This is a genomic window from Paenibacillus sp. MER TA 81-3 (genome assembly GCF_023713585.1).
GTDB lineage: Bacteria > Bacillota > Bacilli > Paenibacillales > Paenibacillaceae > Paenibacillus_B > Paenibacillus_B profundus.
Map to the genome: position 1 here is coordinate 113621 of NZ_JAMAWB010000015.1, position 25556 is coordinate 139176.

Annotated in this window: 25 protein-coding genes and 1 tRNA gene; 2 read left to right on the forward strand and 24 right to left on the reverse strand. The window is 47.6% G+C overall.

The window, feature by feature from the left end; genetic code table 11:
* Nucleotides 1-21: 21 nt before the first annotated feature.
* The 12 genes from M3650_RS20970 to rpsF form a co-directional block, all read right to left on the reverse strand.
* A complete protein-coding gene (locus M3650_RS20970) occupies nt 22-825 on the reverse strand; it encodes a spore coat protein (protein ID WP_251577487.1) in 804 nt (267 codons plus the stop codon).
* Between the two features lie 182 nt (nt 826-1007).
* Nucleotides 1008-2291, reverse strand: coding sequence for an adenylosuccinate synthase (locus tag M3650_RS20975; RefSeq protein ID WP_019423267.1), 1284 nt, complete (start codon nt 2289-2291; stop codon nt 1008-1010).
* A gap of 169 nt (nt 2292-2460) precedes the next feature.
* Nucleotides 2461-3816 carry a replicative DNA helicase gene (gene dnaB, locus M3650_RS20980; protein ID WP_019423266.1) on the reverse strand — a complete coding sequence of 452 codons (1356 nt, stop codon included), beginning with the start codon at nt 3814-3816 and terminating at the stop codon, nt 2461-2463.
* Between the two features lies 1 nt (nt 3817).
* The gene (gene rplI, locus M3650_RS20985; RefSeq protein ID WP_019423265.1) at nt 3818-4261 is read right to left on the reverse strand and encodes a 50S ribosomal protein L9; all 444 of its coding nucleotides are present in this window, start codon (nt 4259-4261) and stop codon (nt 3818-3820) included.
* Entirely contained in the window at nt 4258-6216 is a 1959-nt protein-coding gene (locus M3650_RS20990; RefSeq protein WP_233698634.1) for a DHH family phosphoesterase, read from the reverse strand. Before M3650_RS20990 ends, rplI begins: the two co-directional genes overlap by 4 nt.
* Before the next feature lie 11 nt (nt 6217-6227).
* Nucleotides 6228-7154, reverse strand: coding sequence for a DUF2232 domain-containing protein (locus tag M3650_RS20995; RefSeq protein WP_251577489.1), 927 nt, complete (start codon nt 7152-7154; stop codon nt 6228-6230).
* A 145-nt stretch (nt 7155-7299) separates the two neighbouring features.
* Nucleotides 7300-7722, reverse strand: coding sequence for a CBS domain-containing protein (locus M3650_RS21000; protein WP_251577491.1), 423 nt, complete (start codon nt 7720-7722; stop codon nt 7300-7302).
* Between the two features lie 124 nt (nt 7723-7846).
* Nucleotides 7847-8824, reverse strand: coding sequence for an LCP family protein (locus tag M3650_RS21005; protein WP_251577493.1), 978 nt, complete (start codon nt 8822-8824; stop codon nt 7847-7849).
* A gap of 748 nt (nt 8825-9572) precedes the next feature.
* Nucleotides 9573-10064 (reverse strand): hypothetical protein, encoded by a 492-nt coding sequence (locus M3650_RS21010; protein ID WP_251577495.1) that lies wholly within the window; start codon nt 10062-10064, stop codon nt 9573-9575.
* Nucleotides 10065-10259: 195 nt separating this feature from the next.
* Nucleotides 10260-10532, reverse strand: a complete 273-nt coding sequence (gene rpsR, locus M3650_RS21015) for a 30S ribosomal protein S18 (protein ID WP_019423259.1) — start codon at nt 10530-10532, stop codon at nt 10260-10262.
* Between the two features lie 68 nt (nt 10533-10600).
* Complete coding sequence (gene ssb, locus M3650_RS21020) at nt 10601-11098, reverse strand: single-stranded DNA-binding protein (RefSeq protein WP_251577497.1); 498 nt, start codon at nt 11096-11098, stop codon at nt 10601-10603.
* 48 nt (nt 11099-11146) lie between these two features.
* Entirely contained in the window at nt 11147-11431 is a 285-nt protein-coding gene (gene rpsF, locus M3650_RS21025) for a 30S ribosomal protein S6 (RefSeq protein ID WP_019423257.1), read from the reverse strand.
* Nucleotides 11432-11739: 308 nt separating this feature from the next.
* On the opposite strand from rpsF, the gene M3650_RS21030 reads away from it, so the two are divergent.
* Nucleotides 11740-11934: a YjzC family protein gene (locus M3650_RS21030; RefSeq protein ID WP_251577499.1), complete on the forward strand. Its 195-nt coding sequence runs from the start codon at nt 11740-11742 to the stop codon at nt 11932-11934.
* Nucleotides 11935-12321: 387 nt separating this feature from the next.
* Here the strand turns inward: M3650_RS21030 and M3650_RS21035 are convergent.
* The 4 genes from M3650_RS21035 to M3650_RS21050 form a co-directional block, all read right to left on the reverse strand.
* Nucleotides 12322-12412, reverse strand: a tRNA-Ser gene (locus tag M3650_RS21035).
* A 60-nt stretch (nt 12413-12472) separates the two neighbouring features.
* Nucleotides 12473-12676: a DUF951 domain-containing protein gene (locus M3650_RS21040; protein ID WP_019423255.1), complete on the reverse strand. Its 204-nt coding sequence runs from the start codon at nt 12674-12676 to the stop codon at nt 12473-12475.
* A complete protein-coding gene (locus M3650_RS21045) occupies nt 12666-13607 on the reverse strand; it encodes a mechanosensitive ion channel family protein (protein ID WP_251577501.1) in 942 nt (313 codons plus the stop codon). The genes M3650_RS21040 and M3650_RS21045 overlap by 11 nt, the downstream gene beginning before the upstream one ends.
* Before the next feature lie 19 nt (nt 13608-13626).
* Nucleotides 13627-13896 carry a putative Se/S carrier protein gene (locus tag M3650_RS21050; protein WP_251577503.1) on the reverse strand — a complete coding sequence of 90 codons (270 nt, stop codon included), beginning with the start codon at nt 13894-13896 and terminating at the stop codon, nt 13627-13629.
* Between the two features lie 107 nt (nt 13897-14003).
* Between M3650_RS21050 and yyaC the strand changes: the two genes are divergently transcribed.
* Nucleotides 14004-14591: a spore protease YyaC gene (gene yyaC, locus M3650_RS21055; protein ID WP_251577505.1), complete on the forward strand. Its 588-nt coding sequence runs from the start codon at nt 14004-14006 to the stop codon at nt 14589-14591.
* A 27-nt stretch (nt 14592-14618) separates the two neighbouring features.
* Here yyaC and M3650_RS21060 read toward each other — a convergent pair whose 3' ends face one another.
* From M3650_RS21060 to mnmG, 8 genes are all read right to left on the reverse strand, one after another.
* Nucleotides 14619-15125 carry a DUF4446 family protein gene (locus M3650_RS21060; protein ID WP_251577507.1) on the reverse strand — a complete coding sequence of 169 codons (507 nt, stop codon included), beginning with the start codon at nt 15123-15125 and terminating at the stop codon, nt 14619-14621.
* Nucleotides 15126-15159: 34 nt separating this feature from the next.
* Nucleotides 15160-16311, reverse strand: a complete 1152-nt coding sequence (locus M3650_RS21065; RefSeq protein WP_251577509.1) for an aminotransferase class V-fold PLP-dependent enzyme — start codon at nt 16309-16311, stop codon at nt 15160-15162.
* 500 nt (nt 16312-16811) lie between these two features.
* Nucleotides 16812-17666 (reverse strand): ParB/RepB/Spo0J family partition protein, encoded by an 855-nt coding sequence (locus M3650_RS21070; protein WP_019423249.1) that lies wholly within the window; start codon nt 17664-17666, stop codon nt 16812-16814.
* Nucleotides 17659-18420, reverse strand: coding sequence for a ParA family protein (locus tag M3650_RS21075; protein WP_019423248.1), 762 nt, complete (start codon nt 18418-18420; stop codon nt 17659-17661). Before M3650_RS21075 ends, M3650_RS21070 begins: the two co-directional genes overlap by 8 nt.
* A gap of 368 nt (nt 18421-18788) precedes the next feature.
* On the reverse strand, nt 18789-19604 hold the full coding sequence (gene noc, locus M3650_RS21080; RefSeq protein ID WP_019423247.1) for a nucleoid occlusion protein: 816 nt from the start codon (nt 19602-19604) through the stop codon (nt 18789-18791).
* 567 nt (nt 19605-20171) lie between these two features.
* Nucleotides 20172-22547 (reverse strand): S8 family serine peptidase, encoded by a 2376-nt coding sequence (locus tag M3650_RS32060; RefSeq protein WP_285848593.1) that lies wholly within the window; start codon nt 22545-22547, stop codon nt 20172-20174.
* Nucleotides 22548-22769: 222 nt separating this feature from the next.
* Entirely contained in the window at nt 22770-23492 is a 723-nt protein-coding gene (rsmG, locus tag M3650_RS21090) for a 16S rRNA (guanine(527)-N(7))-methyltransferase RsmG (RefSeq protein ID WP_019423245.1), read from the reverse strand.
* Nucleotides 23493-23564: 72 nt separating this feature from the next.
* Nucleotides 23565-25472 carry a tRNA uridine-5-carboxymethylaminomethyl(34) synthesis enzyme MnmG gene (gene mnmG, locus M3650_RS21095; protein ID WP_251577511.1) on the reverse strand — a complete coding sequence of 636 codons (1908 nt, stop codon included), beginning with the start codon at nt 25470-25472 and terminating at the stop codon, nt 23565-23567.
* Nucleotides 25473-25556: the final 84 nt, after the last annotated feature.

Sequence of the window (25556 nt, forward strand, 5' to 3'; positions counted from 1 at the left end):
TACATGGTATTTATTGCTGGATTAGTCTTGTCCCGTGTCTTGCCCGGATTCAGGCCCCAATCTTGAGCTGGCTTCCGGCCCGGATCCCGGTTCGACTTCCTGTGTATTTTGTGCGGCAGCCCCTGAGCCGCCATCTTCTTTTATGGCTGTCCCGCTCTCTCCGACAAGCCATTCCCGCATCTGCTTATACTCTTCATCATTGAGATGCTTTGCTAAAATTTGCTCCACTTCCGTCAGCTCACTCGATGTTAAGCCATCCTCCATTAACGTGGAGAGATGCTGCCATTCCTCTTGCGGAAGCTTCTTCATGAGTGCGGTGAACAGCTCTTCTTTCTTCGTCTTGGACATATCGTCTTTGTTCTTAGACAGCACATCCGGCGGAACGACGACCCGCTCTTGCTGACGGGCCTCCTGCCCTGATGATATGCCCCCCATTACCGGCAGCGCGCCGTCTGACGGTTCACCAGCGGCTGCATTCGGATCCGGCTTGGATTGATTCCCTGTTGACGACCCGCCTCCTGCTCCCCCTGCTTCTCCTGATTCTGTGTCGCCTGCATCGCCTCGTTCTCCTGCAGGCTGGACTCCTCCCGTCACAGACCCAGATGCCTTGGTCGGATCGGTTGCCGCTCCTGAGCCGAGCAGAACGCCCCACATCGATGTTAGTGTTAACGGTTTTCGTTCCAACGGAATGTGAAAGGTATTTAACGCCGTCTGAATATACTGGTCAACGACGATTGCTGTCGTTCCTACCGTTAATAGACTTGAAATCAAACTTACCATCAATATCGTAATCACCATTCGAACTACGCGCATCGTCCATCGCATAAATGATGCCTCCCAGCTAGCCTTCCCGTTACTAGTCGCTTCTTGACCGCGATACGACGGCGCTTCTAGTTCTATCATTTCCTTGAAAGTCACGGAATGGCGCAAAATCATTTACTGCTTAGTATGCCCGTAATTCATCAAAAAAATCCGGCCCCTTCCTAAGGAAGAAGCCGGATTCCATATTAACGGTAGATTGGTTGAACTTGGTTCGTCTGCTCGCGGTTGCGGCCGACGGAGAAAATAGAGATTGGAATACCAGTCAACTCCGATACGCGTTGTACGTAGTTGCGCGTCGATTCCGGCAAGTCTCCCAATGTTTTGCATTGTGTAATATCTTCGGACCAGCCTGGCATTTCCTCATAAATCGCTTCGCACTTGGCCAGCATATTCAAGTTCGCCGGATAGTGCTCGATAATTTCGTCGCCGTATTTATAAGCGGTGCAGATCTTGACGGTCTTCAAGCCAGTCAACACGTCAAGCGAGTTCAGCGACAAGCCTGTAATTCCGCTTACGCGGCGGGCATGACGGACAACGACGCTGTCGAACCAGCCAACGCGGCGGGCGCGGCCCGTTACGGTGCCGTATTCATGACCTGCTTCACGGATGAAATCACCGGTTTCGTTGTTAAGCTCTGTAGGGAACGGTCCGTCACCTACACGAGTCGTATAAGCTTTCGCTACGCCGATAACCTCTTCGATTTTGGAAGGTCCTACACCAGAGCCGATGCAGACGCCGCCTGCCGTCGGATTCGATGATGTAACGAACGGATAGGTACCTTGGTCAATGTCGAGCATAACGCCTTGCGCGCCCTCGAACAGCACCTTCTTGCCAGCATCAATCGCATCATTCAATACAACGGAAGTATCGAGGACATACTTGCGAATAAACTCGGCATATCCTAAGTATTCTTGCAGTGTTGCTTCAATATCAAGCGGTTCGCCGCCGTACATGCTGATGAGTTCGTTCTTCTCGTTCGCCAGATGGCGGAACTTCTCTTCGAACACGTCCTTATCGAGCAAGTCGACAATACGAATGCCGTTACGGGCCGCTTTGTCCATATAGCAAGGGCCGATCCCTTTGCGGGTCGTGCCGATTTTGTTCGGGCCTTTGCGTTCTTCTTCCAACCCATCCAGCACCATATGATACGGCATAATGACATGCGCGCGATCGCTGATGCGGAGATTGTCGGTCGAGAAGCCATTATCGTGAATATATCCAATTTCTTCGATTAATGCCTTAGGATTGATGACCATTCCGTTGCCGATGACACAGATTTTGTTCGTATAAAAAATACCGGACGGAATCAGACTCAGCTTATACTTTTTATTATCAATTAGGATCGTGTGCCCCGCATTGTTACCACCTTGATAACGCGCGACCACGTCGGCGCTTTCGGCGAGGAAGTCGGTAATTTTCCCTTTTCCCTCGTCACCCCATTGGGTTCCTACGACGACTACTGTAGACATATTCATACCCCCGTCGGGTGTTCACACACCGGTTATTCGCTGCTTCACCGAAAAGCAGCATTTCTAGTTTATCAGCGATATCGCACAAAGTCAATGAAAAGCGAACGTTAATTTCCGGATTTAGACTAATGTTCGGAAACTGACGTTCGCTCCTATAAATTATATTGTATTATCCCGCAGATAAGTCCTGATGATTCCTCTCGTAGCTAACGAATTTATTGAAATTTTTCAGAAATACGAGCTCTACGGTGCCGACCGGACCATTCCGCTGCTTGGCTATAATGATTTCAATTATATTTTTCTTTTCCGTATCCTGGTTATAATAATCATCCCGATACAAGAACGCAACGATATCGGCATCCTGCTCGATCGAGCCCGATTCCCGCAAGTCAGACATCATCGGACGCTTATCCTGCCGTTGCTCGACTCCTCGACTAAGCTGGGAGAGTGCGATGACAGGAACTTCAAGCTCCCTTGCAATCATCTTGAGCGTCCGCGATATTTCGGACACTTCCTGTTGACGGTTATCTCCGGCTTTGCCGCGTCCGTGGATAAGCTGCAAGTAGTCGATTAGAATCATGCCGAGGCCGCGCTCTTTCTTCAAGCGCCGGCACTTGGCGCGGATGTCCGCGACGGTGATGCCCGGCGTATCGTCGATATAGATCTCCGCTTCTGACAATGCGCCAATGGACATCGTCAGCTTCTCCCAATCATCATCTTCCAGTTGACCCGTACGGAGCCGCCCGGCATCGACGTTCGATTCGGCGCATACCATCCGCTGTACGAGCTGGGCCGCCGACATCTCGAGACTGAAGATAGCTACTGTCTCTTTTGCCCGAACACCGACGTTCTGGGCAATGTTGAGCGCAAAGGCTGTCTTCCCTACAGAAGGACGGGCCGCGACGATAATCAAATCGTTGCGCTGAAATCCCGATGTCATCTTGTCTAGATCCGGAAATCCCGATGGAATGCCGGTCGTGATGCCCTGCTGCAAATTCAGTTGTTCCACTCGTTCGTATACGTCCATCAGGACGTCTTTAATGGCGATAAATCCGCTCGATGAGCGGCGGTTCGATATTTCTAAGATACGACGTTCCGCATCGCTTAACAGTCCGGAGACATCGTCACCGCCCGTATACCCCTCGCTTACAATCTGCGTGGCGGTGCGAATGAGACGGCGCATCATCGATTTTTCTTCAATAATTTGCGCGTAATAATCAACGTTGGCCGCGGTAGGCACCGCATTGGCCAGCTTCGTCAAATAGGACACGCCGCCGATGTCTTCCAACTGCTGCTTACCTTGCAGCTTTGCCGTCAGCGTAACGAGATCGATCGGCTGATTATCTTCCCCAAGCTCGATCATTGCCTCGTAGATCATCTGATGGGACGGGTTGTAGAAATCCTCGGATTGCACCCGCTCCATCGATGTAATCAACGCCTCCGACTGCAGCAAAATGGCGCCGATTACCGCTTGCTCGGCCTCCACATTTTGCGGCGGAACACGATCGACAAACATCTCGTTCATTTTATTCCTCCGTTACGTGTACCTTCATCGTTGCTTTGACATCCGGATGCAGTTTCACCGTCACGTTTGTATATCCTAACGCACGAATCGGATCAGGAAGTTCGATTTTGCGCTTATCCACTTTAATCTTCAACTTGCTCAACGCTTCCGCAATTTGCTTAGAAGTGATGGCACCGAACAAACGTCCGCCGTCTCCTGCCTTTGCCTTCAGCTCAATCGTCGTTTCATTTAATGTCGCTGCAAGCTTTTCGGCGTCTTCCTTTTCCTCTTCTTTGCGTTTCAATTCCGATTTATGCTGCTGCTCCAGCGTCTTCAGGTTGCCCTCCGTCGCCGGACGCGCCAGTCCTTGCTTGATAAGAAAGTTCTGTGCGTATCCTTCGGAGACCTCTTTGACTTGTCCTTTTTTGCCTTGTCCTTTTACATCCTGCAACAAAATGACTTTCATTCGAACAACCCCTCTTCCGCGTCGATTTCTTCCAGCACGCGCTTGAGCTTATCCTGCGCCTCTTCGAGTGTGCCTTGCATTTGCACGGCAGCATTCGTCAGATGTCCCCCGCCGCCCAGCCGTTCCATAACGACTTGCACGTTCATCTGACCTAGAGAGCGCGCGCTGATTCCGATAATGCCGTCCGGACGTTCGCTAATGACGAACGAGGCCAACACATCGGTCATATTTAACAGCGTATCAGCTACCTGCGCAATGAGCAACTGTGAAAATTTGCGTCCCGGTTCCGTCACCGCGATAGCGATATTGCCGTATAGCATTTCCGCATGGCGAATAATTTCCGCCTTCTGAATGAATTCTTCTAAATCTTCTTTCAATATCTTCTGAATTAGCAGCGGATCAGCTCCTTGCCGACGCAGGAAGCTTGCCGCATCGAACGTCCGTGACCCGGTCCGCAACGTAAAGTGCTTCGTATCCACTGTAATGCCCGCCAATAAGGACGTCGCTTCCAACGTGCTCAAGCTTAGGCGGTTATTAATGTACTGCAGCAGCTCGGTGACGAGCTCGGCTGTAGATGACGCATAGGGCTCCAAATAGACGAGCACCGCATCATTGATGAACTCCTCGCCGCGGCGATGGTGATCGATTATGACGATGCGCTCCGATTGCAGGAGCCGTGGTTCTTCCACCATCGACGCCTTGTGCGTATCGACAACGACGACCAAGCTATCCTCCGTAATCATCTCTATCGCCTCGCTTCGTGAAATGAAGCGGGACCATAAGATTTCATCCTTCTCCAAGTATGCGACCATTCTGTCGATCGACGGATTACTCTCCTCCAGTACGATATAAGCCTCCACATTCAGCGAGCGGCAAGCATTAAGCACGCCGATCGCCGACCCGATGGAATCCGTATCCGGGTTCTTATGCCCCATAATGAATACGGCATCGCTTTGTTGAATGAAATCACGCAGCGCGTGGGCAATGACGCGGGCACGCACCCGCGTGCGCTTCTCCACAGCGTTCGACTTACCGCCATAGAAGGACAGACGCTGCCCTAGACGGACGGCTACCTGATCCCCGCCACGGCCGAGCGCGATGTCGAGGCTCGATTGCGCAAGCTGGCCAAGCTCCGTCATCTTGTCTGCACCGGCCGCAATCCCCATGCTAAGCGTTACAGGCAGCTTGTTATCAAGCGTCGTCTCCCTTACTTCATCGAGGATGACGAAGCGCGTCTGTTCAAGCGCCTTCAACGTCTGCACGTCCATCACCATAAAGTGACGTTCCGAGGATAGTCGCTTGATCAGAATGCCATGTTCGCTTGCCCATGCAGTAATCTGGCCAGTAACACGCGCCAACAGAGCGGCACGTTGTTGATCATTCAGACCTTGAGTCGATTCTTCCAAATTGTCCATAATGACGATGCCAACCGCGATCCGTTCCTCTTCGTATCGCTTGCGCAAAGTCCATATGTCCGTAATATCCGTGAAATAGACGACCCGCTCCTCTGGCACGATGTCCGCATGCAGGATCCTACCGCCGATAAACAGCTCTACCGAACGTTCCTTCTCCTTCCCGATATGGAGCTGAGGAAAGGCTTCGGACAGATCTTCCCCCACTAGGGAGGGTAGAGCTGCTAGCTGCGCCAAATAAGGATTATGCCACTCAATAACCCGTTCATCACTATATAACAAAATGCCGTAAGGCAAATCAACAACTGCTTCTTCTCCTGCTCGTTTCACCCTTAACCCTAGCGTTGTCAAATATGACTCCATCTCATGACGGAATTTGCGCTCCGCCGCAAGTGACGCAATCGCAAGCACAACAATGGCGACAAACGCCAGTATGCCAACAATCCAATTGTAGAAAGTCACGACGATGGTTAAGGCTGACAGCAAGACAAACGTCCAGCTCGTATACTTCGTATACCAGCGATGGAACAATAGTTTAGGCATACCTTCTCACCCTATACTCTTGGTTTGGAAATGGATTGCCGTATAGGAAACGCCAAATCCACAATTCCAATAATACGTAATATCGCATGAAGCACTGGCAGGAATATGACCGCTATTGTCATAACGATAGGTATTCCCTTATTCCACCGCCTTGCATTCGCCAAGAAGAAGAGAAAAGAAATCCCTTGAAGCATAAACGCCATCTGAAGCAGAGGCGCCAAGTTTAATAAAATGAGCGTTAAGAAGCTGTCCGACGATTTCGTCACAACCAAATCCAAAATAATCGTAATCAAGTAATACCAGAGCAGCGATCTCGGCAGCATCCATTGATGAAGCGGCTTCAGCTTCTGCACACCGGCGCCTTGGGCCGTTAACAGCGGTCTGCTGATCGCATACGTAATCGTACCCATATAAAGCGCGCTGATGATAAGCATGAACGGAATCATTTGACTGAGCAGCAGAACGAACTGCTCTTTCGTATCGGACGTCATCCCCGTAGGGAACAGTGCAGTCTGTTCAAGTCCCAACAGGGACTCGTTCATGATCGTCATAATATAATCGTAAAAGTTGAAATTAAGCGCCCATTTGGCTAAAGCCAGCACAACCAAGGACTGAATGAGAAACGTGACCGTTCCTGCAAAATAAACGTTCAGTGCAGGCTTCCTCTTTTTAAACATATGCCCAAATACAATACCCGGAATCATGAAATAGAGAGCCGTAAGCACGGCAATTGACCCTAAGTTGCCCAACAAGAAAAATATGATGACCAGCACCGGCACCACAAATAATGCGAACCTGCGCGTCGATTGCGTCGCGTAGAGCATTACAAACGGAACCGCCATAAAGCTCATCGTCAACACCTGTATCGGCTGAAAGATAGATAGTAGCAACACGAGCGCGACAATCGCCCATGTAATCGATGACCAGCGGTTTTTCAAAAATGTTCACCTCTTGCGCAAAAATTGTTTCCTTATTCCATTCGATGCTTATAAAACCCGTGGCGGTTTAGGGCGGATCAGCAGTTTGGTTTTTCTATTTTTTACCTTAACCTCTAAAAAACCGTCATCTTTCATTATACCATAATTATTTCACGTCCATAGCTTTGGTAACGAACTGCTCACAGTATTCGATGATCTGACTCCGGCGCACAATACCGATGAATCGGTTCATATCGTCTACGACCGGAACGAAGTTCTGCATCTTGGCGAGATTGATTAAATCCTCCATATTTGAATCAATGCGAACACTTTTATTGCGCATATTGAGCGAGACTTCCTTAAGCATAAACTTTGAAGCGTTCTCAAATGTGACTTCGCCATTTGAATTTTTCATATGCCATAGTAAATCTCCTTCAGTCACGGTGCCGACATATTCCCCGCCTTCGTTCAAAATGGGCACCGCGGTATAACGATGATATTCCATCCGTTCAAGCGTCTGGCGCAGCGTTACGTTCAAGGTTAAGCAGACGACTTCATGTTTCGGTGTTAAGAAAAAAGCGATATTCATCCGTGTGGTCTCCTCCTCAATCAAGCAGGGGCCGTATTTACCCATAACTCCCTAAGACTAAATTAACACATTTCCCGGATCAAAAACAAAAAGTCAGCCGTAAATACGGCTGACTTGCTATTCATCAATCTTCACGCATAGGACGCGGCGCCATTAACTCTGCTTTTGGAGTACTTGCATCCAACCAATTGTTAAGCAGCTTCTGCACATATTCCAAATCTTCGTCATCCACCATGTAGTACCAGACGTTATCCATCATTTTACCATCGCCGTGCAGCATGTAACTGCTAATTTGCGGTGGATCATCTTGCGTGAACATCGTCTTGGCCAAATCAATCATATATTTTGGACGCATATCCGTTGTAAAATTATCACCCATAATTTCAATAAGCTCCGGAATGCGTGCGATTTTATCCATTTCGATAGCCCGTTCCATAACCGAATTCAAAAAGATGCGGTGCCGCATAGTCCGATTCATATCAGAATCCTCACGGTAACGAACGAAGTACAACGCTTCTTGCCCATTATAAATCGGCTTGTTGGCTTCAATTCTGAACTTCTCGTGATTCGGGTCCTTGTTGACGATATCCTTCGTTATCGGCAGCTTCACGCCGTCCAACGCATCAACGACGTCCTTTAGCCCGTTAAAATTAATTGTCGCGTAATGGTCCACTTTGTGATTAAGCAGGTTATCTACCGACTCCATACTCATTTTGGCACCGCCATAGGCGTATGCGTGATTTAATTTCGTTTTAAACCCTTTTCCGATAATTTCCGTGTACGCATCCCGCGGAATCGAGAGCAGCAGCACCTTATTATCTTGCGGCCGGACAACAGAATAAATGATCGTATCGGAGCGGCCTATCTCCTTATCCCGCTGGTCCACCCCGAGCAGCAGCACCGAGAACGGTTCCGTTACTTTGCGGATAACTTCTTCTTTTCCCTCAATCGGCTTATAAGACTTATCTAACGTTTCCTCCACATGGCCCGACAAGAACATATCAAAGGCCAAGACAGCGATTTGCTTACGGAAGAAAAATCCGCTAAAACCTATAATAGCTATGACTGCAAACGCTATTCCCCATTTTTTATATTTTTTCATTCAAAACCACTTCTTCCTAATGATGTGTTATACGGTTCCCATCAAACCATAATCGTTGTTTATGCATATTTTGTTCCCATATTTGAACATAATGAATAACAGGCGGACTTTGGGTATGCAGCACCTCGGAATCGCTGTTCTTAGAGCTGCCAGCATACAAAAAGAAGTAAGCACTCACACGGACTATAATACTCCCCTAGAAACCTTCGGCCTTCCAAGTCTGGCACATGTTCCATGATCCAACAGACGTGCTCCTGTCCTCCTTCAGCAATCATCCCGCTTGCTTGCGCTTTATCTCGTATGGCGGGAAAACGGATCGGAATTAGGATGAGCATGCGTGACCGATTTTATCTGTCTTTTTCGGTCCTTGAAATTAAGCCCTTTTCTGTGAGTTCGATGTTGTTGTGATGTTTATGCAAGAAACAATATTTTTATTTTACATGCAATCGATCGAAAAATAAAATAAAGATTCGTCACATTTATGGAAATAAAGCAGCAGGAAAGGAAGAAGCCGCCTATGAAGGCGGCTTTCGTAACGAATAGATAGGCGTTAAAAACTGTATAGATACGTAATAAATATGGATTCAATAATGACTTTTTATGCTGCGTTACATCGTTAATTGACTTATGTCGCTGTGTTGGTCATAGTATCCCTATCGTTTAAGGCGGATTATGATTCCTTGCGCACATTCCGAACAATATGACCGAGAATATATTCCATTATTTAACAATCAATTCACATGGAAAGCTAGTCAAACCAACTTCTGAACCAACGTGCCGCATCCAGCGTTAATGGAATAATACCAAAGCCATGATTGCCAATCGCAATGACCCCGTAAGCGTATTGGCCAATACCGATGGCCCCTATCCCCCATGTTCCGATGCCAATGGCTCCCACAGCCACTTTCGCAGATATTGCTACCGCCCCTAACGCGAAGGCACTTCCAATCGATACTGCTCCTACAGACATAACTCCACTTAATGCGACGGCACCGAGCGCCATCAACCAGCCAACCGTAAACACTCCAAGCGATAGCAGGCCGATGCTAAAAATGCCCCCCGCAACTAGTCCAATCGCAATATCTCCAAACGCAATCAGGCCGACGGCCGTCTTCAATTTTTCTCCGGGTCTGCCCCCATTGGTTCGTATGCTGATAATAGGCAGGCTCGGAGAAGGCCATTGATAATCAATTCCCCGCCCGCCTCGCAACGTTGTAAACAATCGGTTATTCCACCACATGAAGCATCCCCCATCATGAGTTACTGCTTCTCATTGTAGCACCATCTCTTCACTGTGAAATCGGTCCCTGAACGGAATCGTGGCCTCGGTCTCTGGACTGACCTGAAAAAAATAAAATGTGAAAAACGAAAAACCCTACAACTGAATGTAGGGTTTCTGTAATAAAGACCAACCCAGTTATCCCGGCTTGTCCTATTATTCCGTTGTGTATGGCAGCAATGCTACTTGACGAGAGCGTTTGATCGCTATTGTCAATGCACGTTGATACTTCGCGCTTGTGCCAGTTACACGACGTGGCAAAATTTTGCCGCGCTCGCTAACGAATTTCTTCAACAACTCAATGTCTTTATAGTCAATGTGAGTGATTTTATTCACTGTGAAGTAGCACACTTTACGGCGCTTGTTACGGCCTTTACGACCGCCAAACTTACGTTCTGGACGTTCGCCGCCTTCGCTTCTGAAGCTCATTCTATTCAACTCCTTGTCGTTAAAATTCCGTTCCAGGCAACTTTACGAATCAATTCGTAATCGGTCCCTTAGAATGGCAAATCGTCATCTGAAATATCGATCGGTTTGCCGTCGTCAGAGAAAGGATCCGCTGCTTGCCCGCGAGAATAGTTCGAACCGCCACCGCGCGGCTGCGAGTTGTTGCTTGGCGCAGGCGCACCGCCACCATAACCCCCACCCATATCGTCGCGCGTTCCACCGCTGTCGCGGTTGGATTCCAAGAAACGCACATTATCTGCAACAATTTCCGTCACGTATACACGTTTACCTTCATTGTTGTCATAGTTACGTACCTGGATGCGTCCTTCTACTGCTGTCAGCCGACCTTTACGCAAGTAGTTTGCACATGTCTCTGCCAACTGCCGCCAAGTGACGACTGGAATGAAATCCGCTTCACGTTCACCACTCTGACTCGAGAACGGCCGATCGACCGCCAACGTAAATTGCGTTACCGCAACTCCAGATGGTGTGTAGCGCAATTCAGGGTCACGCGTCAGACGACCAATCAAAATCACGCGATTCAACATGATATCCCCTCCTTCGACGTTTCCTTACGAACTAACGATGGTTGGCAATTAAGCCACGTCGCTTACTACGAGATGGCGGATAACTTCGTCAGAGATCTTCAATTGACGCTCCAACTCCGCTACTACTGCAGGTTCTGCAGTAAAGTTCACGAGAACATAGATACCGTCACGGAACTTCTTAATCTCATACGCAAGACGGCGTTTACCCATCACGTCGTGTTTCGTAATTTCACCGCCGTTAGAGATGACGCCCTGGAATTTATCGACTATAGCTTGAACAGCTTCTTGCTCGATGTCCGGACGAATGATGTACATCAATTCGTATTTGCGCATTTCACGTTCACCTCCTCTTGGACTTCAGGCCCCTGATCAAGTCAGGAGCAAGGAGCGAGAAAACTCGCACTAAAATAATATACCAAAATGAACCGCATGACGCAAGTCTAAATCAGATTTAGTCCCCCCTTGTCTCATCCATTAGACAAATTACAGTCCACATGACGTTCTCCATGGGAAACCCAAGTTCACCACACAAAAAAAGTTTGATTTATTTGTACATTTCCCCACTCATGAAGATCAATCCACCCGAGTACACTAAAGACGATATCGATCCACATATCATTAATGTATAGGAGGTCTTCAATATGGGCGAAAAAACCGAATTCGAGCCAGGCGATAAAGCACCGAACGATGCTGTCTATATGGAAGTGGGTGAAGTGAGCTTCCATACGGAAATTCAAGATCCAAAGCAGATCAGACTCAAAAAAGGCGAGCCATTTCCTGAGACCACAAACAAAGACCGCAAATGGAAGAAAAAATCGCATGCGCTGACGCACTGATTGTATATTTCCATTTTTACATTAATTTTTGTGCAACACGATGTATATAAAAGATGAGTTCGGCCATAATAACAACTGACGGTGCGAAGCGAGGTGGGTTCCGTTGAATGATGGAGCGAAGAAACCAAGTGGAGACATCAACTCTTTACGACACAAGAGAAGCGAGGGGTTGTGCTAAAGACTATTCAGTCTGACACACGAGTTTCCTGTATGGCGTAAACCATATGCGATAGCCTAAGCCATCTAAAGAAGTGAAGTGTAGAAGTCATATAAAGCACCGTCAACGAGGAAGGGACTTTGCGTACGCAAAGTCCCTTCATTCTTTATGTACCGGTATATACAAAAAACTCCGAAGCATATCGCTCCGGAGACTCATTTGCAATAAAATGGCGGAAAGGGTGGGATTCGAACCCACGCACGCCTTGCGACGCCTAGCTGATTTCGAGTCAGCCCCCTTGGGCCTCTTGGGTACCTTTCCATAGCAAAATTATTTTACCATAGGCTCCACTGAATTGCAATATCCCTTTCTGTTTTTCCCTTACTCTTCCGCTTGGGCCGATTTCAGCACTTTTTTCATGTTTTTTTCGAACTTGGCACGCGGAACGAGCACGCTGTGCTTGCAGCCGACGCACTTAATCCGAATGTCCATCCCCATGCGGATAATTTCCATCTCATTTGTGCCGCACGGATGAGGCTTTTTCATCTGCACAATGTCACCCAAGGCAAAGGTTTTACGCTCCATGGTCGACTCCCCCCTGTTCCACTCGCTGATACGTTACGAGGCGCGGATACGGTATTTCAATACCATGATCTTCAAGCGCCTTCTTCATTTCTGCATTCATTTGCCGGGATACGCCCGCCTGCGTGTACGGTCTGCATTCTGCGATAATACGAATCGTCACTTCAGATGCCGCTAACATTTGCACCCCTAATACTTGCGGTACGGTGACGACATTCTCATTGCGTTCTGGCAGCGTTTCTAATGCCTTCGACATGACATCAATCGCTTCTTCCACATTCTCCTCATAAGCAATGGAAATATCGACAACAGCAATGGAATTGTTAAGCGAAAAATTCGTTACTTCTGTAATGATTCCATTCGGAATAATATGAACCTCTCCCGTCCAGCTATGAATGCGAGTGGAGCGCAATCCAATCATCTCGACCGTTCCTTGGAACTGGCCTACTTTGATTACATCCCCTACCGCAAACTGGTCCTCAAAAATAATGAAGAATCCAGTCATCACATCCTTCACCAGACTCTGTGCCCCGAAACCGACGGCAAGGCCTACGACCCCCGCCCCAGCCAGCAGCGGTGCTAAGTTCACATTGAATTCGGATAGAATCAATAAGATCATAATGAAATTCATAACTAACGAAGTTACATTCTTCAATAACTTCCCTACCGTAAGGAGACGCCTCGGGTTCATTCCCATTCTATTCTTCTCACGCTTGATTACCGTATGGTTAATCATCCGGTACACCACTCGAATTACGATGCGCGTAATGAGCACAATAAGTGCGATTTTGATCGCTTTGACCAAAATCATTTCCCAAGTTCCGCTATCGGTCAGCCAATCAATAATCCCATGCTGCCATTTTTCGAACAAGGATAACGTATTTTCGATATTATCTTCCACTGTTGGTGGGGTAGCCGGTTCTGCCCATAACATTGACTTCACTCCCTAATAACTACGTAATGCTTATGATTATATATTCTGCTCCTTGCTTACAAAAGATTCCTTTTATTTCAATATGCTCTGTTGCAACTAACGACTTCACCTGTTCTAGATCATCGGAATGAAATTGGATCGATAGTGCACAGCCAGCGGTAATTTCTTTCGGTGTCGGACAGGTATCAATGTCCAAGCCGACATATTCCATCAGCATTTCGGCCCGCAATGCTTGCTGCGTGGAATCAAATGCCATTACTAATTCTTCATTCGCATGACCGTTTTCCATATCTCACCCTTCTTCCATCGAGGATACATTTTCCTAGCACAGAAGTATAAAAATTCTCTTTCATCCATATACTAGTTACTACCATTAGTAGAAACGGAGGCTGCACGATGTCTTATCCCTTATTCAACGACCCAGCTCCTATCGAATGTCATCCTTGCAAAGTCGCTCATGACTCACCTGATGCGCTGCCTTTATTGATTCGTTCCTGTCAGGAGCATTTGACATTACGGGCCCCATATCGCTCGGTAACCGTCGTATGTATCGGAACGGACCGCTCCACCGGAGACTGCTTAGGTCCATTAGTAGGCACGCACCTTGTTAAGCAGTCTTCTCCCTATTATCAGGTGCTCGGCACGCTTAATCAACCGGTTCATGCTATGAATTTGCAGGAAACGATAGAATCATTGCAAGCGGCAGACCCCCATTCGTTTATCGTTGCCGTAGATGCCTGTCTTGGCCAGAGCAGCAGCGTCGGGGCCGTCCAGATTCAACAAGGTCCAGTGCGCCCTGGTGCAGGGGTAAACAAACAATTGCCCCCGGTCGGCGATATGCATATTACTGGAATCGTCAACGTCGGAGGCTTTATGGAATATTTTGTATTACAAAACACACGGCTCCACCTTGTGATGAGCATGGCAGAAATAATTGCAAAGACCGTTCATCAATCCGTTACAAGTACGGGTAGATTAAATTGAAATACTTCCGCCTCATCCTTGTCCAAGCTAGTTGGCGATTGCTCGTCGCTGGGCTTCAGCTACTTCAATCGCTTGCTTTTCCTCCGGAGATAGAGAATACGGGGAATGCCCCTTCTCAAGCGGCTTCGCATATACATAGGAGTGTTCGCGTCCATGTATCCCTGTTATTACGATGCCATCCTGCTCATCGTCAATCCATGCAATCGAGAAGCTCAAATCGCTCCCATGCTCCGCAAAGGCGTTATAACGCTGAATGCCAACATGGGATTTCATCTTTTTCAATGACTTGCGAACTTGCTTCAAATCCATATCGTGCAATTCGTTGGCATGCTGAAGCTTAGCAACATCCTCATGCATGCTGGACAAGACCATGTCCAAATGTTCAACCCCACTCTCGCCCATAATAGCTGAGTATTGACGACGAAGCTTGCGCAGCTTCGCCCCTTGGACAAGAACAATAATAACAAGCATCAATGACAAACCTGCTGTACATAAAACGATCCACGGCAACCACTCGTTGACTTCATTCATCATAGGTCTCAGTTCTCTCCTGCCTCTAACTTATCCCTTACAAAATCCACTGTACGGCTTCCAACAAACGATCCACATCATCCTCAGACGTATTCCAACCTGCACTAATGCGAACCGCTCCTTGCCCAAGCGTGCCGGCTACCCCATGCGCCAACGGTGTACAGTGATAACCCGCTCTTACGGCAATCCCGAATTCTCGATCTAGACGATGGGCGATCGCAGCACTATCTGCCTGTTCTGACACAAAGGACACAATTCCGGTACGCGGGCGCCCCAGTTCCGGTCCCAACACTCGTATTCCATCCAAGGACAGCAACGTTTCCATAATACGCTGTGATAAGTTCCATTCCTTAGTATAAATTTTTTCAACGGACTCATTCAGAACATACTTTACTCCAGCTTCCAATCCAGCAATTCCCGCCGTGTTCGGTGTTCCTGCTTCATATCGATCAGGCCGGGTTAATGGCTGAGTCACCTCTTCCGAGTGACTTCCCGTTCCCCCTTGAATCAAGGGCTCAATATCTATATCTGGATGAAGATACAAGCCACCGGTCCCCTGAGGGCCGAGCAGCCCCTTGTGTCCTGGGAACGCCAGCATATCTATTCCCATTTGTTCCACCTGGATCGGCAGCAGTCCAGCAGATTGCGCCGCATCGACCAACAATTTCGCCCCATAAAGGTGGCAAATAACGGAAATTTCTTCTACAGGAATGATGGACCCAAACAGGTTTGAGCTATGGTTGCAGATGACTAGCCTCGTGCGGGCAGTCATCGCCTGTTCCAATTGCTTTACATGTAAGTGCCCCTGTGTATCTGTATCCACATAAGTAACCTGAACCCCGTGCTTTCGTCTCAACACTTCGAGAGGCCTTCTGACCGAGTTGTGTTCAACCGCTGTTGCCACAACATGATCCCCTGGCCGAACGTAGCCATGTATCGCCATATTGAGTGCCATCGTCGTATTGTACGTGAAGGCAATATCGATGGGATTAGATACATGGAACAGCTCTGCCAGCGCCATTCTTGCCCGCAGCAGACGTTTGCCTGCGCGATTAGCCATTACATGTCCACCGCGCCCCGGATTTGCTCCTTCTTCTAGCATGGAGGCTTGCACCGCTTCCGCAACGGCTTGGGGTTTAGGCCATGAAGTTGCCGCATGATCGAAATAAATTATAGGGGAATGCGGCATATGAATTCCTCCTTCTAGAGGTTGTTCAAAAAGTTCCCTTTTGATCACGAAGCATCACAAGATATGATTCGGCATCGAATCTTGCATTCACTCTCGAAGTTCTTATGCTTCCGCAGTATGTTTCCCTTGAAAACATTTAAGGTGTTCATGTAGTCTTGCCTACACTACGCTCCCCCTTACAAGTTTTGCGGAGCAAAACTCGCTTCGGAAGCATACGCTTCAAGTTCTTGCAACCTTATCGGTGCTGAAAAGGGTCCTTTTTGAACTCTCATTTCTAGCTTACAGATGCATTTTAATATCTATAACTTTATCGCAAATGGTTACGTGTATATAGTACAATTTTGTAACCTTTTAGCTGTTACACAAAAAAAACTAGCATTCCTAGTTTAATCCTTCCTGCATCGGATGACAACTAACAATACTAGTGTATTTTCAATCATTTTTTATTCTTTTTAGAGGTTGTTCAGAAAGGCCCCAGAGGCTTTTTGAACTCTCACCTTTTAGTTGGAAGATAACGTCTGCAGCATCTCTAATAAACGTTCTAAATCTTGTTTGCTAAAATAAGCAATTTCAATTTTTCCTTTATCTTTGTTTTGCTTTATTTTAACGGTTGTGCGAAACCGTTCTCTTAAGTTTTCTTCTAACTCATCCAAGTATGGATCCTTACGCGCTGTTTTCGCCTTATCAGCCGTTTTTCCCTTTTTGTGAAGCTGCTGAATCGCTTCTTCCAGCTGTCGCACACTCCACTCTTGGCTTATGGCGGACTTAGCCAATTGCTTTACCTTCACTGGATCTTTCACTCCAACGATAGCGCGGGCATGTCCCATCGATAGTGTTCCACGTGAAACATATTCTTTTACTTCTTCTGGAAGTTGTAGCAGGCGCAGGAAATTGGCAATATGAGAGCGCGACTTCCCTACTTTTACAGACAACTCTTCTTGTGTTAATGCAAATTGGTCCATCAATGCTTGATACGCAAGCGCAAGTTCAATTGCATTCAAGTTTTCACGTTGCAAGTTCTCGATCAGGGCAATCTCCATCACTTGCTGATCCGAGAAATTACGAACGACTGCTGGAATCGTTGCTTGTCCTAGCAGTTGAGAAGCACGGAAACGACGCTCACCTGCAATGATTTCATATCCTTTTAATACACTGCGTACAATGATTGGCTGAATGACACCATGCTGCTTTATCGACTCGGCCAACTCTTGTATCGATTGCTCATCGAAATTTTTTCGCGGTTGATAAGGATTGGGACGCAGTTGCTGCAGTGATACTTCGACCACCTTATCATCATCGTTCACGGACAGCGACGGAATAAGTGCGTCCAATCCACGTCCTAAGCGCTTACTCATACGAAATCACTTCCTTCGCAAGTTCCAAATATACTTCCGCCCCTTTAGATTTAGGGTCATAGGTCATTATGGATTGACCATGCGACGGTGCTTCGCTTAAACGAATGTTTCGTGGAATGATCGTCTGATACACTTTTTGCTGGAAGTATTTTTTCACTTCTTCAATGACTTGAATTCCTAGATTCGTACGGGCATCGAGCATGGTCAACAGTACACCTTCAATTTGCAATGAGGTGTTCAAATGTTTCTGTACCAAGCGTACGGTATTCAACAATTGGCTTAAACCTTCCAATGCGTAATATTCACATTGGATCGGAATAATGACCGAGTGTGAAGCCGTCAACGAGTTAATCGTTAAAATTCCTAATGAAGGTGGACAATCTATCAAAATGTAATCATAAAGATGAGCGACGAGCTGCAATGATTTTTTAAGACGAACTTCACGAGAAATCGTCGGTACTAACTCGATCTCTGCACCAGCCAATTGGATCGTTGCTGGAATAATATGCAGACCTTCCACCATAGTCGGAATGGTTGCATCTTTCGGATGCACATCGTTAATAATGACGTCATAGATGCAATTCGCCACATCTGCTTTGTTGATACCAACCCCGCTGGTCGTATTCCCTTGCGGGTCAATATCTACAAGTAATACCCGCTTCCCCAACAGTGCCAAACCTGCACCCAAATTTACCGTCGTCGTTGTTTTGCCGACGCCGCCCTTCTGGTTGGTAATGGCAATGACTTTAGCCATTCCTCTTCACCTCAATGTTGTTTCTTCGCGATTCTAGTTGCATTACTATATTGTTTCGTAAAACAGAAAAAGAGCGGCCCTCTTGCCTGCTGCCGCACTTTAATTAGCACTACGCATGACAACCAAATCGTGGCTTTGTTCTTACTTGGGCAACACCTTATTAAAGAAAATCAACGATACGTGTAACAGGTGAATCTAGTTGAGGTTGTTCAAAAACCCTTTTGATCTTCCAAAGTTGTCATTCGACATCGAATCTTGCATTCACTCTTGAAGAGCTTTGCTTCCGATCTAGTTTTCTTGCGAAAACTTGTGCTTCTCGGTGCCGAAAAGTGATCTTTTTGAACACGATCTATGTTGTATGTTATCGTTTATCGTTTTGGTATTTTAATGACAATCTCATAATGATCTTCATGATCATGTTCATCTGTCTTTATCTGTAGCCCCGATCCTGACACCATCTCAATCGATTGGCGAATCGTATTGAGCGCTAAACGAACATCCTTCGTAAAGGAAACCCGCTTTGATTTTTTGGACTTATGGACTTCTTTATAAAAAGCAACCCTTGCTTCCGTCTGCTTCACATTCAGTTCTTTTGCAATAATCTCTTCCAGAAGCTTCAATTGAATCTCTTCCGAATCAAGCCCAAGCAACGCCCTTGCGTGGCGTTCCGTAATTTTACGTCCCATTAAAGCTTGTTTGACTCCATCCGGCAAATGCAAGAGACGAATCTTATTGGCGATGGTGGATTGGCTTTTGCCCAACCGCTGCGCCAAGCTCTCCTGCGTTAACTCATGTAAATCAATTAATTTCTGATACGCAATCGCTTCTTCTATTGCTGTAAGTCCTTCACGCTGCAAATTCTCGATTAAGGCAATGGATGCCGCCTGGGAGTCATTAATTTCTCGGACGATACCCGGAATTGTATCCAAACCTAACTTTTTCACAGCACGCCAACGACGCTCACCGGCGATAATTTCGAATTTCCCATTACGCTGCCGGACGACGATGGGTTGAATTACACCATGTGTTTTAATGGTCTGACATAATTCATCAATTTTATCATCATCAAAAATTGTGCGTGGTTGATAAGGACTGGTGACAATCTCGTCCACCGGAAGTTGTTTCACCTCATCCAGCGATTGACGCTCCGCAAAACCGAATAACCGAGACAGTTGTTCTTTCATTTCCGTATAATACCACCTAACTTCAAAATAATGCCAGGCACATGAAGAAGCGGTAGTGCTCTGCTCCACTCTCATTGCGTTAGTCCTTCACTATACGTAAGCGCAATTATGGACATGAAATGGTTCTTCCCTAAGCGCTTCCTATAGTAAACCAGGACAAAGATGCTGTCATGTAACAACGACGTAATCACCCATTATCATTCACGATGTCGTGAATGCATTAGAGTTGCAATGAGTTCTACAAATCTTTTCTTCGACAGAATGAATGCTTTTCCGCTATATATGTATTCTCCAAGCTCCTGCCTTTTTCCTGCCTTTTGGGAACATGAGTAAAAAAATAATGTTTCACGTGGAACATTTCCCCAAATCATCAAAAGCTTGCTTCTCTATCCTATCACAAATAGCGAGTTTATTTCATATATTTCTGACAAAAAGAGACGGGACTGCCAACTTTATTTATTCATGCATTGTTTGTGCATATGAATACATGTAAATTTATACATGAACTTCTATGTAAAAAGGTAGAGTACTCGCCACTCTACCTCCATAATTTAACATTCAAGTTTACTACTTAATAATTACGGTTATGGCTTGATTTTGCGTATTTCCGGCGGCATCTGCCAGTCTCAGCCACACGGTATGCTTGCCTTTTTTCAGACCGGCCTTGTCCAAGGAGACATAAAACGCCTTGTTTTCTTCATTGACATGCACCGGCTTCCATTCGCCTTGGTTAGACAAGCTCCATTGCACGGTAACGAGCGGCTTGCTCTCATCATATCCCGCTTCACCAAGCATCGGGCGGGCAGCATAATCGAGCGCCAGCATCAAGTCTTGAAGCTTGCCGTTTAACACGCCCTTAGCTGCTTTTTTCTGATCGACGACGGCTTGTGGAGCCTTGCGGTCAATGAGAATGATTTGGTCATCATCCATGCCTTGGCGTTGTTCCACAAAAGATTTAACCTTTATATTGTATAAACCGTCAGGTACCTTGTTGCCTACACCATTCATGCCGCCCCAAGACATATCAAATAAACCAGCAGCATGCTGCTTTTCATTCTTGATAATGTATTGTCTGCCTCTTGCCTTCTCCGTGTCGTCAATCCGTTCAGCCGTCATGACAACTCTGTCAGAAGGAACGGTAATGTAATAATGAAACTGTATCGCTTTGCTAAAATCACCGTTTGGCGTCAACAATTGCCCATCAGCGAACACCCCCGTCACAAGCGGATAATCATTCGCGCCGGCAATCAATTGGAACGGAATTTCAATCTGCCCCGTTCCGCTCGTAAGAAGCAAAAGTCCTGTCAGCAATCCGTTTTCTTGCAATTCACCGACATTCCATTTTACGGGCACCGATACCGTCTCTCCTGCACAAGCCGTAACCGATGCCGGGAATTCCATGCTTAACTCAGATGTCATATTTTCCCGTTCTGCTTTAATCTCGTATGTTTGCGTCTCCTCGGAACGGTTCGTAATCGTGAACGATTGTTCGCGTGACGTCTTATTTTGATCTGCTTCTGTCATCAAGCCAAAGGAAAGCGCAGCCGGCTGTACGAATACGTCAGTGTTTAAAGCCTGCTCAAGGTTCAGCAGCCCGGCCCCTTGGGCGCTCCGTGGATAAGGATTTCCATTCACGTCTATTAATGATTCGGCATGCGCGACGAGCGCCGACTTAATCATGGCAGGCGTCCAATCAGGATGCGCCTCAAATAGAATAGCTGCAGCCGCAGCCACCTGAGGGGAAGCCATGCTTGTTCCGCTCATCCTGCCGTATCCTTCGTCTTTCAAGTCAAGCGGCAAGGAACTGCGAATGTCGATGCCCGGAGCAACCAAATCCGGCTTCATAAGCCATGTGCCGATAGCTGGACCGCGGGAGCTCATATCGGACACGCGAGCTCGCTTCTCCGATTTCCAATTCCAATCCGCTTGTCCAGACGTCCGCAATTGTTCGACGCCTTGCGCTGAAAGACTGGCCGCTGGAATCGATTTGGATTCATCTCCGCCCGTTATTCCAAGTTCCAATTCCCACTCTTGCTTCCCGTCCTTGTACAGCAGCAGGCCGCTTGCCCCGGATTTGACTGCAGCTTCATACCAATCGCTCGGCCATTCCTCCCCCGCATTAACGACCAGCAGTTTGCCTTTATGAGACTGCTTCGCCAATTGCTCGGCCGTAACCTTGTTCAGGAAGGTCGGTTCTACCGTACCATTGTTAGGGAATGCCCGCACATCTTTGGCTGGAATAAGCCGCACCGTTCTATCCTCGTGCTGCAGCAGCGGCATCTCTTGTGTCAAGGTCGCCGCCCCTACCGTAATGATCTCGTCCATTCCGCCAGGAGCCGTAATGTTCCATGATTCAGTGCCGTCATTGCCAGCAGATGTCACGACGACGATCCCCTGCTTGACCGCATCGGCAATTGCGATAGACAATGGTTCGCCCGGAGCGTTAATATCAGCACGCATCGACAAATTGATAACTTTCGCTCCATCCTTCACAGCTTGCTTCAACGCAGCGACGACCGGTGTCGTGTTATCACGAATTTTGGTCCCGATAGCGCGATACACAAGCAAGGAAGCGCCAGAGGCTTGTTGAGCTACGATGCCGGCGACATGTGTGCCGTGGCCCTTCTCATCCTGCGGATTCGCATCATTTTCCACAAAGTCATAGGCGCCGGATATCCGATCTTTAAGTAATGGATGATTGACGTCTGCTCCCGAGTCAATGATCGCAACCTTAACCCCTTTTCCCGTATAGGGGATGCTGGATGACGTTGGAAAGGAGCCATTTCCTTGCTTATCCGTTTGTTCCGCCTTCGCTATTTTTCCTTGAGACCCTCCCGCAGCCGAAGCCGTACCCGCATGGAAGAGCGGCGCAAATAAGCAAGCGGCCATAGCGAACGCACAAGTCACTGCAATCATGCGATGCCGCCAAGATGATGTGGACATTACTTGATTCCCTCTTTCTAAGTTGTTCTAAGATGTGTTTGGTACTGTTTATAAAGGTTGTTCTAACGTACTTTTAGCACTATTTTTTCCGATCACGCATTTATAGTAACTTAATCTTTTGACGCACAATTAAATAATTTGTTACTTTTTTTAGAAAATACAACAAAAATATATAAAAAAAGAGCCGATTGCTCGACTCTTCTACCATTTCAAACTATAAAATTATACTATCGGGGACTTTAACGGAGTTCCGGGCTTCCGCGGGTATGCCTTAGGTGTAGGCCCTGTCTTCTTCACGATTACAATGTGGCGTTCCGCTTGCTCAATGGGCAGCTTCAATGCACAATCAGACACGAACTGTGCCTGCAGCACCTGTAGACTACGCTTCGCTTCCACCAATTCCTCCTGCGGATTCGTTCCCTTCATGGCAGCGAATGTACCGCCTGGTCTGACGAAAGGCAAGCAGAACTCGTTCAATACATTCAACCTTGCTACCGCACGCGCCGTAGCCAAATCATAACGATCGCGATGCTCTGGCTTGCGCGCCACCTCTTCCGCCCGCCCGTGAATGCAGGTGACGCCGATTAGTCCTAGTTCCTGCGACAAATGGTTTAAAAATTGGACTCGTTTATTAAGCGAATCCACAATCGTCAACTGGATATGCGGAAACATGATTTTTAACGGAATCCCGGGAAATCCCGCTCCGGATCCGATGTCGGCCATCGACTGAACGTCGGCCATCGGAACATGGAAGCCGAGCGTCAAGCAATCATAGAAATGCTTCTCATACACAAGAGCCCGCTCCGTAATGCCCGTCAAGTTCATTCGTTCATTCCAATCCGCCAAAATGCGGTGATACATATCAAACTGTTCCCACTGTGTGTCCGAGACTGACCATCCGTGCTCGGATAACCAGCCTGCAAACTGTTCTTGTACGGCATCCATCATCTGAATCTCCTATACAGCAATATGTGCACAATTTATGTGCCGTACAGCCGCTAGCTAAGCCGACTGCGATTATTCCTCGTCGCTCTGAGACTGCTTAATTGCCGTTACACGGTTATAATGCTCCAAATAAACGAGCAGGATGGAAATATCTGCAGGCGATACCCCAGATATGCGGGTAGCCTGGCCGATAGAGAGCGGTCGGATCTTCGCCAGCTTCTGCTTCGCTTCCGAAGCGATTCCGTGCACGTCATGATAATCGATATCATGTGGAATCAGCTTCTTCTCCATCTTGCGCAGCCGTTCCACTTGCAGAAGCTGCTTCTCAATATATCCAGAATATTTGATCTGGATCTCGACCTGCTCCTTCATCTCTTCATCCAATTCCAGCGTGGACGGATAGAGCTGCTCCACATGAGCGTAGGTCACTTCAGGACGACGCAACAGCGTCATTACATCACAGCCGTTTACCAGCGGGGCCGATCCTACTTCGGCGAGCATCGCCTGCACCGCTTCATCCGGCTTCACCTTCGTCGTCTTCAGACGATCCAGCTCCTGCTCCACCAATTCCACCTTGCGCTTGAACGATGTATAGCGCTCCTCGGTAATAAGTCCGATATCATAACCAATTGGCGTGAGCCGCAGATCAGCATTATCATGACGCAACAGCAGACGATACTCAGCACGTGAAGTGAGCAGACGATATGGCTCGTTCGTTCCCTTCGTGACCAAATCATCAATCAGAACGCCAATATAAGCTTGCGAGCGGTCCAAAATGACAGGAGGCTGCTCCTGTACTTTACGAGCGGCGTTAATACCCGCCATTACTCCCTGCGCAGCCGCTTCCTCATAACCGGATGTTCCGTTAATCTGTCCTGCTGTGAACAAGCCCTCGACCTTCTTCGACTCCAGCGTAGGCCAGAGCTGCGTTGGAACGACCGCGTCATATTCAATCGCATACCCAGTCCGCATCATTTCTACGTTTTCCAGGCCGGGAACCGAACGCAAAATCTTTAACTGCACATCTTCCGGCATACTTGTCGATAATCCTTGCACGTAATATTCAGCCGTATTCTTCCCTTCCGGCTCCAGAAACACTTGATGCTTCGGTTTATCGGCAAAACGTACTATTTTGTCTTCTATAGACGGACAATAACGCGGTCCCGTTCCTTCAATAACCCCAGAGAACATCGGGGCGCGGTGCAAATTCTCGTTAATGATCCGGTGCGTGTCTTCCGATGTGTACGTTAGCCAGCACGGCAGCTGTTCATTGTCCGAGGACTTGGTCTCATAGGAGAAAAATTTCGGATTCTCATCTCCAGGTTGGATCTCTGTTTTGGAAAAATCGATCGAATGCTTATGGACGCGCGGCGGCGTTCCCGTCTTGAAGCGCACTAGCTCAAAGCCATGCTTGCGTAAGCTCTCCGACAGCTTCAACGAAGGCTGCTGGTTATTCGGGCCGCTCTCATACATTAACTCGCCCATAATGATTTTTCCGCGCAAATAAGTTCCTGTCGTCAGCACAATGGCTTTCGCAAGATACTGGGCGCCCGTCTTTGTCTCAACGCCTACGCATTTGCCGTCTTCTACGATAAGCTCCTCCACCATGCCTTGACGCAGTGTCAAGTTTGGTGTCGATTCTATCGTTTCCTTCATCGTTTGCTGGTACAAAAATTTATCCGCCTGCGCGCGCAATGCGTGGACGGCCGGTCCTTTACCGGTATTCAGCATCCGCATTTGGATGAATGTCTTATCAATGTTGCGCCCCATTTCACCACCGAGCGCGTCAATTTCGCGTACGACGTGCCCTTTGGCTGGTCCGCCGATCGACGGGTTGCACGGCATGAAAGCAACCATATCTAAATTAATCGTTAACAGCAGCGTATTGCAGCCTATGCGTGCGGCCGCCAACGCGGCTTCACAGCCTGCATGACCGGCACCGATAACGATGGCGTCATATTGTCCTGCTACAAATGACATGCGTCTCCCTCCTTTATCCTGCACACTTGCTCTGTTACCATTAGAGGTTGTTCAAAAAGTCCACTCTTGATCACGTACCTTTTC